14 protein-coding genes are annotated in these 13,849 nt (G+C 66.1%); 6 read left to right on the forward strand and 8 right to left on the reverse strand.

Going from position 1 to position 13,849, the window contains the following annotated elements:
• Positions 1–5 precede the first annotated feature (5 nt).
• Positions 6–911, forward strand: a complete 906-nt coding sequence (locus ABZ942_RS17030) for a helix-turn-helix transcriptional regulator (RefSeq protein WP_357382854.1) — start codon at positions 6–8, stop codon at positions 909–911.
• Positions 912–1,035: 124 nt separating this feature from the next.
• Here the strand turns inward: ABZ942_RS17030 and ABZ942_RS17035 are convergent, their stop codons facing one another.
• On the reverse strand, positions 1,036–2,112 hold the full coding sequence (locus ABZ942_RS17035; protein ID WP_357382856.1) for a DMT family transporter: 1,077 nt from the start codon (positions 2,110–2,112) through the stop codon (positions 1,036–1,038).
• Positions 2,113–3,247: 1,135 nt separating this feature from the next.
• Between ABZ942_RS17035 and ABZ942_RS17040 the strand changes: the two genes are divergently transcribed.
• Positions 3,248–4,525 (forward strand): helix-turn-helix transcriptional regulator, encoded by a 1,278-nt coding sequence (locus ABZ942_RS17040; RefSeq protein ID WP_357382858.1) that lies wholly within the window; start codon positions 3,248–3,250, stop codon positions 4,523–4,525.
• Positions 4,526–4,541: 16 nt separating this feature from the next.
• Here ABZ942_RS17040 and ABZ942_RS17045 read toward each other — a convergent pair whose 3' ends face one another.
• From ABZ942_RS17045 to ABZ942_RS17075, 7 genes are all read right to left on the reverse strand, one after another.
• On the reverse strand, positions 4,542–5,288 hold the full coding sequence (locus ABZ942_RS17045) for a histidine phosphatase family protein (protein ID WP_357382860.1): 747 nt from the start codon (positions 5,286–5,288) through the stop codon (positions 4,542–4,544).
• Between the two features lie 155 nt (positions 5,289–5,443).
• The gene (locus ABZ942_RS17050) at positions 5,444–6,247 is read right to left on the reverse strand and encodes an alpha/beta hydrolase (protein ID WP_357382862.1); all 804 of its coding nucleotides are present in this window, start codon (positions 6,245–6,247) and stop codon (positions 5,444–5,446) included.
• Between the two features lie 32 nt (positions 6,248–6,279).
• On the reverse strand, positions 6,280–6,423 hold the full coding sequence (locus ABZ942_RS17055; protein WP_357382864.1) for a hypothetical protein: 144 nt from the start codon (positions 6,421–6,423) through the stop codon (positions 6,280–6,282).
• A gap of 70 nt (positions 6,424–6,493) precedes the next feature.
• On the reverse strand, positions 6,494–7,300 hold the full coding sequence (locus ABZ942_RS17060) for an alpha/beta hydrolase (protein WP_357382866.1): 807 nt from the start codon (positions 7,298–7,300) through the stop codon (positions 6,494–6,496).
• A gap of 223 nt (positions 7,301–7,523) precedes the next feature.
• Positions 7,524–7,733: a hypothetical protein gene (locus ABZ942_RS17065; protein ID WP_107654883.1), complete on the reverse strand. Its 210-nt coding sequence runs from the start codon at positions 7,731–7,733 to the stop codon at positions 7,524–7,526.
• Positions 7,734–8,089: 356 nt separating this feature from the next.
• Positions 8,090–9,253, reverse strand: coding sequence for a radical SAM family heme chaperone HemW (hemW, locus tag ABZ942_RS17070; protein WP_357383202.1), 1,164 nt, complete (start codon positions 9,251–9,253; stop codon positions 8,090–8,092).
• A 176-nt stretch (positions 9,254–9,429) separates the two neighbouring features.
• The gene (locus ABZ942_RS17075) at positions 9,430–9,831 is read right to left on the reverse strand and encodes an SgcJ/EcaC family oxidoreductase (RefSeq protein ID WP_357382868.1); all 402 of its coding nucleotides are present in this window, start codon (positions 9,829–9,831) and stop codon (positions 9,430–9,432) included.
• A gap of 222 nt (positions 9,832–10,053) precedes the next feature.
• Here ABZ942_RS17075 and ABZ942_RS17080 point away from each other — a divergent pair, with 222 nt between their 5' ends.
• The 4 genes from ABZ942_RS17080 (at position 10,054) to cysD (ending at position 13,848) form a co-directional block, all read left to right on the forward strand.
• Positions 10,054–10,146, forward strand: a complete 93-nt coding sequence (locus ABZ942_RS17080) for an Ms4527A family Cys-rich leader peptide (RefSeq protein ID WP_357382870.1) — start codon at positions 10,054–10,056, stop codon at positions 10,144–10,146.
• Positions 10,147–10,281: 135 nt separating this feature from the next.
• Positions 10,282–12,096: a nitrite/sulfite reductase gene (locus ABZ942_RS17085; protein WP_357382872.1), complete on the forward strand. Its 1,815-nt coding sequence runs from the start codon at positions 10,282–10,284 to the stop codon at positions 12,094–12,096.
• A gap of 37 nt (positions 12,097–12,133) precedes the next feature.
• The gene (locus ABZ942_RS17090; protein ID WP_357382874.1) at positions 12,134–12,889 is read left to right on the forward strand and encodes a phosphoadenylyl-sulfate reductase; all 756 of its coding nucleotides are present in this window, start codon (positions 12,134–12,136) and stop codon (positions 12,887–12,889) included.
• Positions 12,886–13,848, forward strand: coding sequence for a sulfate adenylyltransferase subunit CysD (gene cysD, locus ABZ942_RS17095; protein WP_357382876.1), 963 nt, complete (start codon positions 12,886–12,888; stop codon positions 13,846–13,848). The genes ABZ942_RS17090 and cysD overlap by 4 nt, the downstream gene beginning before the upstream one ends.
• Position 13,849: the final 1 nt, after the last annotated feature.

Raw genomic sequence — 13,849 nt, forward strand, 5'->3', positions numbered from 1 at the left:
TTGCCGTGACCCCCACTGGATCGACCCTCCCGCGACGCATGCTGGCACGTCAGCTACGCGAGCTCCGGGAGCATTCAGGCGTCAGCGCGGAATTCGCCCGGCAGGCGATAGGCGTTGGCAAGCAGACACTCTGGCGGATGGAAACCGGGCAATCCGTCCGATTGAATCCGTTGTTCATCGAGCGGCTGTGCGCGGTATACGGCGCGCGCGACGACGTGACGCGGCGGCTGCTCGGATTGGCGGAAGAGTCGCATCGCACCGGATGGTGGCAGGCGTACGGGGATGCCATTCCGAAGCACTTCGATGTGTTTGTCGGGTTGGCCGAGGCAGCGAAGAGGATTGTTTCGTATCAGACGGTGTTACTGCCGGGGTTGTTGCAGACCGATGCATATCGGCGCGCGATGACCCGCGTGCACTCCCCCACAATGCCGACCACCGAAGTCGAACGGCGCATCGAACTGTTCGCTCGCCGAAAGGCTCGGCTCACCGACACCGACAACCCGTTGACCGTCGCGGCCATCCTGGACGAATACGTCCTACGTCGCGCAATCGGCGGCCCGGCCGTAATGGCGGATCAGCTCGAGCATCTCGCCCGAGTCGGTGAGCTACCCAATGTCTCGGTGCGGGTGGTCCCGCTCGCAGCAGAGGCATACGCCGGTCTGGCCGTGGGCCCGTTCGTGCTACTCGAATTCCCCAGGCACCCAACGGCACATCTCACCGAGCCGCCGGTTGTCTACCTGCAGAGCCACACCGGCGCGCGGTACCTCGACAAGCCGGACGAGGTGAGCCAGTACCAGCAAGCCCACGTCGACCTGCAACGTTCCGCATTGACCGAGTCCCGCAGCCGCGCCCTCATCCGCGAAATCGCACAGGAGTACGCACTGAACACAGCCTTCTCGACGGCCGTCTGATCCACCAGCGCTCACCAGCCGCAGTCAAGACCGACCAGCGGTGGTAAGCCACGACTCGACGTAGGAAACGCGCTCTTGACGCATGCTGCGGCCTGCGTCAAGAGCATGCGTCGAGTGGCGCCGGTCAGCTGGCGGCGCTTTGTTGCTCTCGACCGTTTGCCGAGTCGTTGGTCCAGGCACCGATCCACGATTGGCTGGCTGCCAGTTCCTCTTCGCGTGGGGTGCGCGACTGCTCGCCGTCGTCGGATCGGTACATCCGCAGTACCGGGGGTGCGGGCTCGGCGGTGGCGAGCGCGGCGAACTCGGGTTCTCGTCGGGCGAGGGGAATCGGCGCCGGCTCATCGTCTTCGGGTTCGGCCTCGGCGGGGGCGGCGCGGCCGTCGAGCAGGTTGAGTGCCAGCGCACACAACACGATCACTGCCCCGCCCAGGATTCCGCTCCAGGTGGGCACCTGACCGAAGAAGACCAGCCCGAACAGCAAACCCCACACACATTCGACGGTCAGCATATTGCCGCTGAGCACCGCGTCGACGCGGTCGAACGAATAGTTGATGAGAAAGACATTCAGCACGCTGAGCACGCCGGCGAGACCGACTGCGGCCCATAGCATTACCGCTGACGTGTGCGCCGGAATATGGGGAATGCCGTCTCCCTGCACAACGGAAGTCAGCACCACACCTACCGCGCCGACGCCTAGGGTCAATGCGGTGAGCTCGTGATTGTTCAAAGTGCCGTCGTGCCAACCTCGTCCGAGATAACCCAGCGACATTGCCACCATGGCGAGCAACGCAAGCAAGTTGCCATAGTTCAGTGAACTCGCGGCACTACCACCGAATCCCGACAGGATCGCGACACCGACGGCAGAACCGCCGACGAAGACAATCCGGACGGCGGAGATGCGCACGCTACGCAACAGCATCCCGAGCGCGGAGACCAGCGGGAGGGCGGCGATGAACGAAATGTCGCTCACCGCCGTCATTCCCGCGGCCTTGGAAAATAATGTGGTCCCAACCACGTACAGCAGGACGGTGCGTCCGATGATGACGCACCATTCCCGCATGCGGATCCGAAGTATGGTGCGCCAACGGATCCACCGACTGAATACGACTATCGAGAGGAAGAACGCCAGGCCCGTGCGAAGATAGACCTGCTGGGCGGGAGTGAAACCGCTACCGAGATAACGGGACAGCACCGTGAGCATGGCGAAAGACGCGGTTAACAGGACCAGCGCTCCGATACCGCGCAGGTCAGTTGACTGTCTGCTTTGTACGATCGCGGACCCGTTGATGTCGCTCACATTACCGATATGATCGACACCCGGAACCGTACTCCCGGGTATTTTTTACGTGATCGCCGCAGCTACAACGGTATGGGGCTGAACGAGTCCCGCTGCGGCATCACGCGCCCGTGTGTGCCTCAGTTACTGTGGCATTTCGACTAGGCGGAACCCCCTGCGACACGCGACATCCGGAGGTGCCGCCGGTCTGTGCGAGTGGTGCAGCGCCGCCGCCCACGGGCCAGCCAACCGGCCAGTACCCAGGCGGCGGCCAATACCATCACAGCCGCGGTGTTTATTGCCGAGGCGCAGGTCACGAAGGTGGCCAGCGCGGTCATCGCAGTCGCGATAGGCGTCATCACATGCACCAACTTGTGGGCGAATGACACTGGGTCATCCTCGTCGGCGGTGCATTCGGGGTACGCCAGGACCCTACCGACGATGACGATTCTTTTCATGCCCCCAGGGTGCCGCCGATCGCTACGACCGGCCAGGGATTGCCCCGTCCTTGCGCGCCAGGCGTGCAGAACGCACTGTTTATGGACGAAAGACCAGTACACGGATACGGTCGGAAGCACGGACGACGCAAATCCGTGCGCTCGTCCGGATAGTTGAACAGCAGTGATCTGGAGATGTTGTGAGCGAGCGCAAGCGAGCGAACCGACAACACAGTGCGCCCTCGCGCTCGACAGAACTCAGGACTCAGCAGGGTGAGCCGTGAGTCTGCAGCGTGAGCAAGCCAACCGACAACACAGTGCACCTTCGCGCACGAAGGAGCTCAGGGCTAGCAGGGTGAGCCGTGAGCGAGCGAATGGAGAACATAGTGCGCCCTCGCGCATGGCCGAGTTCGACGCCAGCAGGGTGAGCCGAGAACGATCACGCGCGAGCGAAACAACACGATGCGCCTTCGCGCACGACGAACACAGGGCTAGCAGGGTGAGCCATGGGTCCGCGTGAGCGAGCGAAACAGCAGTACAACGCGCCTTGGCGCAGCGCACCTACCGACAACACAGCGTGCGTCCGCGTAATGCTGAGGTGAGGGCAGCAAGGGGGAATTGGAATGAACGGGCCGCACAGCATCGCGTGCGGAAGACGGGTGGTCCGCGAGTACGAGGCCGCCGGTGGATCGACCTGGGACCAGGTACACGCGGTCCGGTCACACTGCGGCGTCTCGTTGCTGCGGGCCCATCGCATCGCGTACGGGTTCACCCTCGTCGATGTCGCGCACCGATTGCAGGAGATCGTCACGGCTGACGGGTCGTCGTGCCGAGGACTGTCGCATCAGAGCGTGTCCCGCTGGGAAACCGGCTTGGATATGCCGTCGTATCAGTTCCTCGACGCGTTGTGCCGGTTGTATCGCACCCGGCCGGACCGGCTCGGCTTCGGTCACGACTACACCGACGACGACCCTCCGCCTGCGCCGCCTCCGAGTCGCTTGATCGTTACTCCCGCTTCGCAAGTCGGCTCCACCGCGCGAGATACCGTGCGCGCGTTGGAGGAAGGTCTAGAACTCAGCGGCTACCTCGTCTACGTCCAGCCGCCTTCGGAATACATCCCGGCGCGGATGCGCGATCTGGCCCAGGTCCAGCAGGTGAAGCTGACCGACCACTCCGCGGATCTGCGTCGCCGGCTGTACCGCATCGAGGCAATTATCGCGGGGCTCATCGCTTTTCGGCTCAACGACGTCGCGGATCTGCACGACACCTTCATGTGGTTCGCCAAGGCGCGCCGCGCCGCCAGGCAAGCAGGCGACCCGACGCTCGAGGCCTGGCTGGCCGGGCACATGGCGCACACCCACGAGTGTTATCGGCATGCGCTCGATCAGGGTTTGGCCGCGGCGCGTTCGGCGCAGGCGGCCAGCGGCCGTGGCCCGACGGCGGCGGGCGTGTTCGGCCTGCTGGCCGAGGCGGGCATCCAGGCCAGGATCGGGCGACGCCGGGATGCCCTGGATGCGGTCAACGCGGCGGATCGGATGTTCGCCGCGCTGCCCGACACGGCGACGACCGACGACAACCTCGGCACCTCCGAATACATTCTGCGCTGGCATCAATCGCATGCGCTGAGTTCGATCGGCGACTGGCGGGCGGCCGAGTCGATCCGTGATCGGATGCTCGAATTGCCGATGGCCGAGAAGGATCAGGTCGGTCGGGCGCTGCTCGATCTCGACATGGCCACCCTGTGGACCAGGCAGGGTGAGCTGGACCATGCGCGCGAACAGATCCGGCAGGTCTGGCAGTCGTTGCCGCCGGAGCTGCGGGTGGGTCAGGTTCGCCGGAACGTCTCGCAACTCGTGGTCAGTCTCCCACAGGCCATGCGGGACAACATCATCGAGCGTTGAGCTAGGGCCAATGTGTTCAGGTCTGCGGCAGGTGGGTGCGCTGGTCGTAGGCCAGCAGGTGGTAGCCGTCGGCGGTGCGTTGCCAGTTGGTGATCGAGCCGTTGCCCGCCAAGCCGGCTTCGGCGAGAGTGAGAACTGCTGTGTCGGTGAGGTTTTCGAGGAGTTGACGCAGGAACAGGACTATCGCGTCGTGTGCCACGATCAGCACGCGGCGGTGGCGATGGTCGGCTGCGAGATCGGCGACGACTCCACGTAGCCGGTCGGCGACGTCTCGGAACGACTCGCCGCCGGGCGGCCGGTAGCCGAGCGGGTCGCGGGCTTGCTTCGCGGGTTCCTCGGGGAAGCGCTCGCACACGACGGTGGGCGAGAGGTGATTGAATTTGCCGCGGTGCCGGTCGTAGAGGCGCTGGTCGATGTGGTGACACGGCAGATCGCGGTTCGCGGCGCGTAATTCCTGCTCGGCGAGCTGCCAGGTCTGCACGGCTCGCAGGTACGGCGAACACAGCACCAGGTCTGGCAGCTGGTGCGAGTCGAGGTCGGCGAACCACCGGCCGACGGCGGTCGCCTGCCGCTTACCCAGATCGGTGAGGGCGATGGCCATGTCGTCGGACTCGAAGGGTGTATTCGTGGCGAAAGCTACATTCGCGGTACTTTGCCCGTGCCGAACCGCATACAGCAGATCGACGGATCCGGAATTCTTCGGGTGCGAGCACGATCTCTCGAATTCACCCTGTTCCCGAGTACTTTCAGCATCGAATCGCACGACTCCCCTTCGTGATCACCTTTGAATTATGCGCCCTCCCCCACCACCAGCGGACCGAACCTTTCGAGCGGAGTCGTGAGGCGGGGCGGTGCGGATCTTCGCTGCGCCGCAGGGAGCACGGGTGCGGCGTGGCGAAGGTCCGGTCTATGCCTTGGTCAGCGTGGGACGGCTGCCTCTACTACCGCGGCGACTTCGGCGGGATGGGAGACCAGTGAGGCGTGCGAGGAGTCCACTTCGCTCGTGTAGGCGCCCATGCGGTTGGCCATAAACCGTTGGGAGGCAGGGGGAATCACTCGATCGGCGGCGGAGACGAGGTACCAGCTCGGCGTACCGGACCAGGCGGGTGCGCCGGACGGTTCGAGGTTGGCCGCGATCGCGATGGAGTGCTGGTGCGCGATCATGTCCGCGGCGGTGGCCGGGCTGACGTCCTGGGCGAAGACGGCATTGAAGCTGTCGGGCGCGACGAAGCCGTCGAGGTTCTTGCCCGCGATGCCGGTGGGGTCGTCGACGATGCCGAGTTGCAGGACCGGCGGGAGCAATTGGCTGCCGGGGAAGCGGATCGGGTCGAGCAGCAGCTGCGCGGGCTCACCCTGCACCGGAGCGAAAGCCGCTATGTAGACCAGGGATTCGACCTTCGGGTCGTGCACGTTGCTGATCACGGCACCGCCATACGAATGGCCTACCAGCACAACGGGACCGGAGATGGCGTCCAGGGTGCGTTGAATGACGGCCGCGTCGTAGGTCGGACCGCGCAGCGGATTGTCCGGCGTCACAACGCGATAGCCCTGCTCACGCAGAGCGGCGGCGACGCCGTTCCAGCTGGTGGCGTCGGCGAAGGCGCCGTGCACGAGCACGATGGTCGGGAGCGGTGCGGCATCGGCGGGAATGGCCGCCAAGGTCGTCGCGGCGGTGATCGCCACCGCCGCCACGGCTGCCCGCAGAGTGCGAGTGAGGTGCATGGTTGTCCTGTCGGGTCGGGTTTCGCGGCCGGTCAGTGCGCGCGCAGGTCCAGCAGGTCGGCATTGAACGTCTGCTCGAACTCGCCGTGCAGGCCGTGCGATGCGTCAGCGTAGACCTTCGGCTGGGATCTCGGCAGGTCTGCGCACTCTGGGGGTCCCCGATGCGTCGCAGCCACCGACACCGGTGTGCACGCCGCCGATCGCAGCGGACGGCACGAGCCGGCCCACACCCGGGATCTCGATGAATTAGGCGGGGAGGCTTTGCTTTGTCAGGAAATCCAGTGCGGTATCGGCGATTTCGCGCCAGCCGTGATCGGCGGGCATGGAGTGGCCGCGATCGGCGAAGACGACCAATTCGGTGACGCCGGGATTCTTGCGCTGAATGTTGTATTCGGAGCGCACTGTTGCTTCCGGCACGAGGCGGTCGCGGCCGCCGGCCAGTATCAGCAGGGGGCCGCGCTCGCGTTCGGTATCGACGCCGGCTTCGCTGTTCGGCACGAAATTGGCCAGGCCCGCTTGGAACAGGGGGCGGGCCGGGGCGGGAATGCCGTGGGTGGCGAACAGCTTGTCCGATTCCTCGCGGGGGATCGCGTTGGCGAAGGCGCGATGGTAGCTCTCCGGCGTGTGTGACCACGTCTTGCCGCGCAGCCAGGGCTTACTCAGCACCGGGAGCACGCTCTTGACCTGGGCCAACGGCAAGGTCAGCACACCGCGGAACTGGGCGGGGTTGATCGCGACGCAGCCGGCGACCGAACCCGAGCCGAGCAGTTTCTGCGCGATCAGGCCGCCGAAGGAATGGCCGATGACCACGGGTGGCGTCGCCAGGTCGGCGATGAATTTCGCATAATGCTCGGTGACTTCGCCGATGCCGCGATTGTTCAGCGCGTCGGGGTTCTTGCGGGTGGCGTCGGCGGTTTCGGCGTCACCCGGCCAGCCCGGCGCGAAGGTCTGATAGCCCGCGCGGTCGAACGCGTCGAGCCAAGCGCCCCAACTGCTGCTGTGCATCCATAATCCATGGATGAACACGACCGGACGTGCGGTGGGATTCGACACGAAAACCTCCTAGGACGGCGCTGTACACGATCTGCGCGACTGTGGCGGGCAGTGTCAGCGGTTGGAGCGGTCCGGACCAGCTGACGCGTCCGGACAGCAGACACCGCACGATCTCGATGATCGCGCGGCGCTGGGGTTTTCGTGACCCGTTCGGCCCGGCGCTCGCGCACCGCGGACGGGCGGTCTCCCCGCGAATGGCAGGTGCCGACGGGGAGGTTTTCGACTAGTCGCAGACCCTGGCTTGCTTGCCGGCGAGTGCGTCCAAGCCGAGCATCGCCAATAGGGACTGGCAATCATCGGCATTTTGTGAATAGCTGGCAACGGTGCGTGCGGCCACCGCGCTCTGTCGCGCAGTTTCGGCCTTTTCATTTGCCCGCGCCTCGGCGAATTCGCCCGGTTCGTGGATGAGGGTGATGTGTCGTGCCGGGGACATGAATCTCCTTGGGGTTGATCGAAGCCTACAAGGCGGGCCCGCTCCGCGACAGCCGAACCGACCCAGCAGTTCGCTGAACAGGGTCGGCCGGGCGGCGCGGAGCCGGCAACCGAGCGGCCGGTCCGGCGGGTCGACCGGGGATAGCTGGGACACTCGCCCCGGTGGTGGGGCGGTTGCGGACGCCCCGGAGGAGCCGAGCCCACTTGACGCCGACGGCGGTTGCGGTGATCGACTCGCGTCCGGCTACGGCAACGCGGCGGCCCAGTCGATGCGTGATGAGCGTTGCGTCACATGCGCGCGGGAACGAGTCGCCCGGCACCCCCGCCCGACCGATCTCGCCGCCGTAATTCTTCCGATCAGGGGACGAGGAGTTGACGGACGACACCGTCGGCCAGGAGTCGACCGCGGTCGGTGAGGACGAGGTGGTCCCCTGTGCGGGCTGCCAGGCCATCGGCGATGACTCGCTCGGCGGCGGCCAGGCCGACAGGGTCGAGGTCGGCGAGGGGTAGGCCGGTGCGGAGGCGGACGGCGAGCATGACGCGTTCGGTGTAGCGCTCGTCCGAGGTGAGGGTTTCCCAGCCTGCGGCGGGGAGGCCGCCGTCGGTCACGCGGTCGGCGTAGCGGGCGGGGTGCTTGATGTTCCACCAGCGGACGCCGCCGACGTGGCTGTGCGCGCCGGGCCCGGCGCCGAGCCAGTCGCCGCCGTCCCAGTAGCCGAGGTTGTGCCGGCAGGCCGCGGCTTCGCTTGCGGCCCAATTGGATACCTCGTACCAGGTCAAGCCCGCGGCGGTGAGGCGGGCGTCGATGCGTTCGTAGCGGGCGGCGAGCACATCGTCGTCCGGGGCGGGGAGTTCGCCGCGGCGCACGCGGCGGGCCAGGGCGGTGCCGTCTTCGACAATCAGCGAGTAGGCCGAGACGTGGTCGACGCCCGCGTCGAGCACCGCATCGAGGCTGGCGTCGAGGTCGCCGTCGCGTTCGCCCGGAGTGCCGTAGATCAGGTCGAGGTTCACGTGATCGAACCCGGCGGCGCGGGCCTCCTTCGCGGCGGCGACGGCGCGACCGGGAGTGTGCGTGCGGTCGAGCACTTTCAGCACGTGGGCGGCGGCGGATTGCATGCCGAGCGAGATTCGGGTGAAGCCGGCCGCGCAGAGGCGTTCGAAGAATTCCGGCGAGGTGGATTCCGGGTTGGACTCGGTGGTCACCTCGGCGTCGGCGGCGAGGGCGAAGTTCGCGCGCACGGCGTCGAGCACCGCGGCCAGCCCGTCGCCGCCGAGCAGCGAGGGGGTGCCGCCGCCGACGAAGATCGTCGCGACCTCGGGCGTTGCCGACGGCAACGCCGCGAACTGCTGTGCCGCCGTGGCCAACTCGCCCCGCAGGGCTTCGAGCCAGGACTGCGGTGACGCGGAGGTGCCGAGCTCGCCCGCCGTGTAGGTGTTGAAATCGCAGTATCCGCATCGCGTCGCGCAGAACGGCACGTGCACGTAGATCCCGAACGGACCGCCCCCGAAGTCACGCAACACCGGCCCCGACGTCTCGGTGCCGACAGGGATAGCCGCAGGTGAACTCACCCCCCTAGTGTGCAGGTCCCCCACTACCCGCCCATCTCCGGCGTCAAGATCTGGACGACCGATCACCGGGAACTGGTGCAGGCGTATCGCGAGAGGCGACCTGCACCAGTTCCCGCTCACCGATGGCGTCAGTCCGTGGCGACCACGGTGTTCTGGTTTGCGGTGAGGAGCCAGCGGCCGTTTTCCTTGGACATCACGTACATCGGCGAGCCTTCGCCGGTGAGTTCGCCGTCGTTCGTGAGGTAGCGCTGGCGGACCTTGACGGCCGCGACGTCGGGGCGGATGAACAGGACGTGCACTACCTCGTAGGTGACGGTGCCGTCGCGCATCCCGCCGGGCAGCACCTTCGTGGTGAACTCGGCGATGACCGAACGGCCCAGCAGTGGTTTGCCGCCGCCGGTGGTCCAGATGGCGTCCTCGCGGAACAGCCCGATGAACTCGTCGACCAACTCGTTTTGCTGGGAGTGCTGAATGGTGGCGACTACTTCATGGATGGCGTCGAGGTCGGCGTCGACGGATACGGTATTCATGACGTTTACGTTGAACCCTGAAGTGGACTTCAGGTCAAGCCCAGGCGACGCGCGTGGCGCGGTTCACTTCCGGTGCCGTTCGCGCATCACCGGCCGCCATAGACGGATGATCTATGACTGGCGTCACATATCAGGTCAACGGTCCAGGGGATTTCCCGCAAAACTGCGGAAAATACGGACACCCCGTCGGAAGGCCGCCGCTGAGGTGGCACAATAGGCTTCATGCGCGCATCGGGAGTACGACTTGTGGCACGTCGCCACGTCGACTACAAGCGCGTCTGTAGTGCCTGCTGTCTGACCGAATCCCCTCGGTAGCTCAGCGACGCCCATCCCCGGGTCTTTCCCGGCGATCCCGATATTCGACTTCATCGGTCCGCTGACACCGCAGGTGCGAGTCAGCCCCTCGCGCCTCCAGCACGGATATCAATAACCCCCGCAGGAGCGACCCCTATGACGTCGAGTACCGACGCCGGTGCGACCGACCAGTCCGGCCCCGAGTCCCGACCCGGCCACCACACGCGCCCCGATCGGCCCGCCTCCGAGCGCCGCGTTCGCCCCGACCGCCCGCGCGCCGAGGCCGTCGCGACCGCGCCGCGCGCCCGCAGCGGCAAGCCGGTGCGTCGCAAGGCGGAGGGCCAGTGGGCACTCGGCTATCGCGAACCGCTGAACCCGAACGAGCAGTCCAAGAAGGACGACAACCCGCTCAACGTCCGCGCCCGGATCGAGAACATCTACTCGAAGCAGGGTTTCGACAGCATCGACAAGGGCGATCTGCGCGGCCGGTTCCGCTGGTGGGGTCTCTACACCCAGCGCGAACAGGGCTACGACGGCAGCTGGACCGGCGACGAGAACCTGGACCTGCTCGAGGCCAAGTACTTCATGATGCGCATCCGCTGCGACGCGGGCGCGTTGACCGTCGAGCAGCTGCGCACCCTCGGCCAGATCTCCACCGAGTTCGGCCGCGACACCGCGGACCTGTCCGACCGGGAGAACGTGCAGTACCACTGGATCGAGGTGGAGAACGTCCCGGAGATCTGGAAGCGGATCGAAGCGGTCGGGCTCAAGACCACCGAGGCGTGTGGCGACTGCCCGCGCGTGGTGCTCGGTTCGCCGCTGGCCGGTGAATCGTTGCACGAGATCATCGATCCGACGCCCGCGATCGACGAGATCGTGCGCCGCTACATCGGCAAGAAGGAGTACTCCAACCTGCCGCGCAAGTTCAAGACCGCGATCTCGGGCCAGCAGGACGTGGTGCACGAGATCAACGACATCGCGTTCGTCGGGGTGAACCATCCCGAGCACGGGCCCGGCCTGGACCTGTGGGTCGGCGGCGGGCTTTCGACGAATCCGATGCTGGCGCAACGGGTCGGCGCGTGGGTGCCGCTCGACGAGGTGCCGGATGTGTGGGAAGCCGTGGTGTCGCTCTACCGCGACTACGGCTACCGTCGCCTGCGCACCAAGGCGCGACTGAAGTTCCTGGTCAAGGACTGGGGCATCGAGAAGTTCCGCGAGGTGCTCGAGGAGAAGTACCTCAAGCGCAAGCTGATCGACGGCCCGGCGCCGGAGCAGCCGACCAAGCCGATCGATCACGTCGGCGTGCAGCGGCTGAAGAACGGGCTCAACGCGGTGGGGTTCTCCCCCATCGCGGGCCGGGTGTCGGGCACCATCCTGACCAAGGTCGCCGACGCGGTCGAGCGGATCGGGTCGGATCGGATCCGGTTCACGCCGTACCAGAAGCTGATCGTGCTCGACGTCGCCGACGACCAGGTCGACGCGCTGATCGACGAGCTGGCACCCCTTGGGCTGCAAGCCCGTCCGTCGCTGTGGCGGCGAAACCTGATGGCCTGCTCGGGCATCGAGTTCTGCAAGCTGTCCTTCGCCGAGACGCGCAAGCGGTCGCAGGTGCTGGTGCCCGAACTCGAGGAGCGGCTCGCGGATCTCAACGCGCAGCTGGACGTTCCGGTCACCATCAACATCAACGGCTGCCCGAACTCGTGCGCGCGGTCGCAGATCGCCGACATCGGGTTCAAGGGCCAGCTGGTCGACGACGGCAGCGGGAATCATGTGGAGGGCTTCCAGGTTCACCTGGGTGGCAGCCTCGGCTTCGACAGCGCCTTCGGGCGCAAGCTGCGTCAGCACAAGGTGACCAGCGACGAGCTCGGTGACTACATCGAGCGGGTGGTGCGCAACTTCATCAAGCACCGCGAGGATGGCGAACGGTTCGCACAGTGGGCCGTTCGTGCCGACGAGGCCGATCTGAAATGAGCCTCGCTTGCGACGGGCACGTGATGGGAGATCAACTGTGACAACCGAACTGGTGGCGAAGCTGGCCGAGGACGAGCTCCGGGCCATCGCGGAAAAGGGCGCCGCCGATCTCGGGACGGACGCGTCCGCGCTCCAACTGCTGCAGTGGACCGAGGAGCATTTCGGGTCCGCCGTCTCGCTCGACCTGCAATCAGTCGCCAGCGGTGGCTACATCGTCGCCTCGAATATGCAGGACGGCGTGCTGGTTCATCTGGCCGCGCAGGTTCATGCGGGTGTGGACGTGCTGTTCCTGGACACCGGCTATCACTTCGCCGAGACCATGGGCACTCGGGACGCCGTCGAGGCGGTGTACGGGGTGAACGTGATCAACGTTCGGCCGGAACACACTGTCGCCGAACAGGATCAGTTGCTCGGCAAGGACTTGTTCGGGCGCGATCCGGGTGAGTGCTGCAGGCTGCGCAAGGTCGTTCCGCTGAAAAAGTCGCTGGCCGGGTACAACGCGTGGGTCACGGGAATCCGCCGGGTCGAGTCGCCGACGCGGGCCAACGCGCCGCTCATCTCGTTCGACGAGGCGTTCGGGCTGGTGAAGATCAATCCGATCGCCGCCTGGTCCGACGACGAGATGCAGGACTACATCGAACAGCACGGCATCCTCGTCAATCCCCTGGTGGAGGAGGGGTATCCGTCGATCGGCTGCGCGCCGTGCACGCGGAAGCCTGCGCCGGGAGCCGATCCACGAAGCGGGCGTTGGGCCGGCCTCGCCAAGACCGAATGCGGGTTGCACCAGTCATGACGGAGACCATTGTGAGTGAACTGCTAGGCGAGTCCTCTAACACCACCGAGCGTGCTTTCGGCATAACCGATTTCGACACTCTGGCAGCGCTGGAGTCTGAGTCGATCCACATCTTCCGTGAGGTGGCAGGGGAATTCGAGCGGCCGGTGATTCTGTTCTCGGGTGGCAAGGACTCGACCGTGCTGCTGCACTTGGCGCTCAAGGCATTCTGGCCCGCGCCGCTGCCGTTCTCGCTGCTGCACGTCGATACCGGGCACAATCTGCCCGAGGTGCTGGAGTTCCGGGACAAGATCGTCGAGCGGTACGGGCTGCGGTTGCATGTCGCCAAGGTGGAGGATTACCTGGCCGATGGCAGGCTCACCGAGCGGCCGGACGGTATCCGTAACCCGCTGCAGACCGTGCCGCTGCTGGACGCGATCAGCGAGCATCGCTTCGACGCGGTGTTCGGTGGCGGTCGCCGCGACGAGGAGCGATCCCGGGCGAAGGAGCGAATCTTCTCGCTGCGCAACGCGTTCGGGCAGTGGGATCCGAAGCGGCAGCGGCCCGAGCTGTGGAACCTGTACAACGGTCGGCACGCGCCGGGTGAGCATGTTCGGGTGTTCCCGCTGAGCAACTGGACCGAGCTCGACATCTGGCGCTACATCGCCCGTGAGGACATCGATCTGGCGAGCATCTACTACGCGCACCAGCGTCCGGTGTACCAGCGTGACGGCATGTGGATGACGCCGGGCGTGTGGGGTGGACCGCGCGAAGACGAAGCGCTGGAAACACTTTCGGTGCGGTACCGCACCGTTGGCGACGGATCGTCCACCGGTGCCGTGCTTTCCGATGCGGCCGACAACGCGGCGATTCTCGCCGAGGTGGCCGCGTCCCGACTGACCGAACGTGGCGCTACCCGTGGTGACGACCGGGTGTCGGAAGCCGCGATGGAAGACCGTAAGCGAGAGGGATATTTCTGAT

The organism is Nocardia sp. NPDC046473, assembly GCF_040645995.1.
GTDB lineage: Bacteria > Actinomycetota > Actinomycetes > Mycobacteriales > Mycobacteriaceae > Nocardia.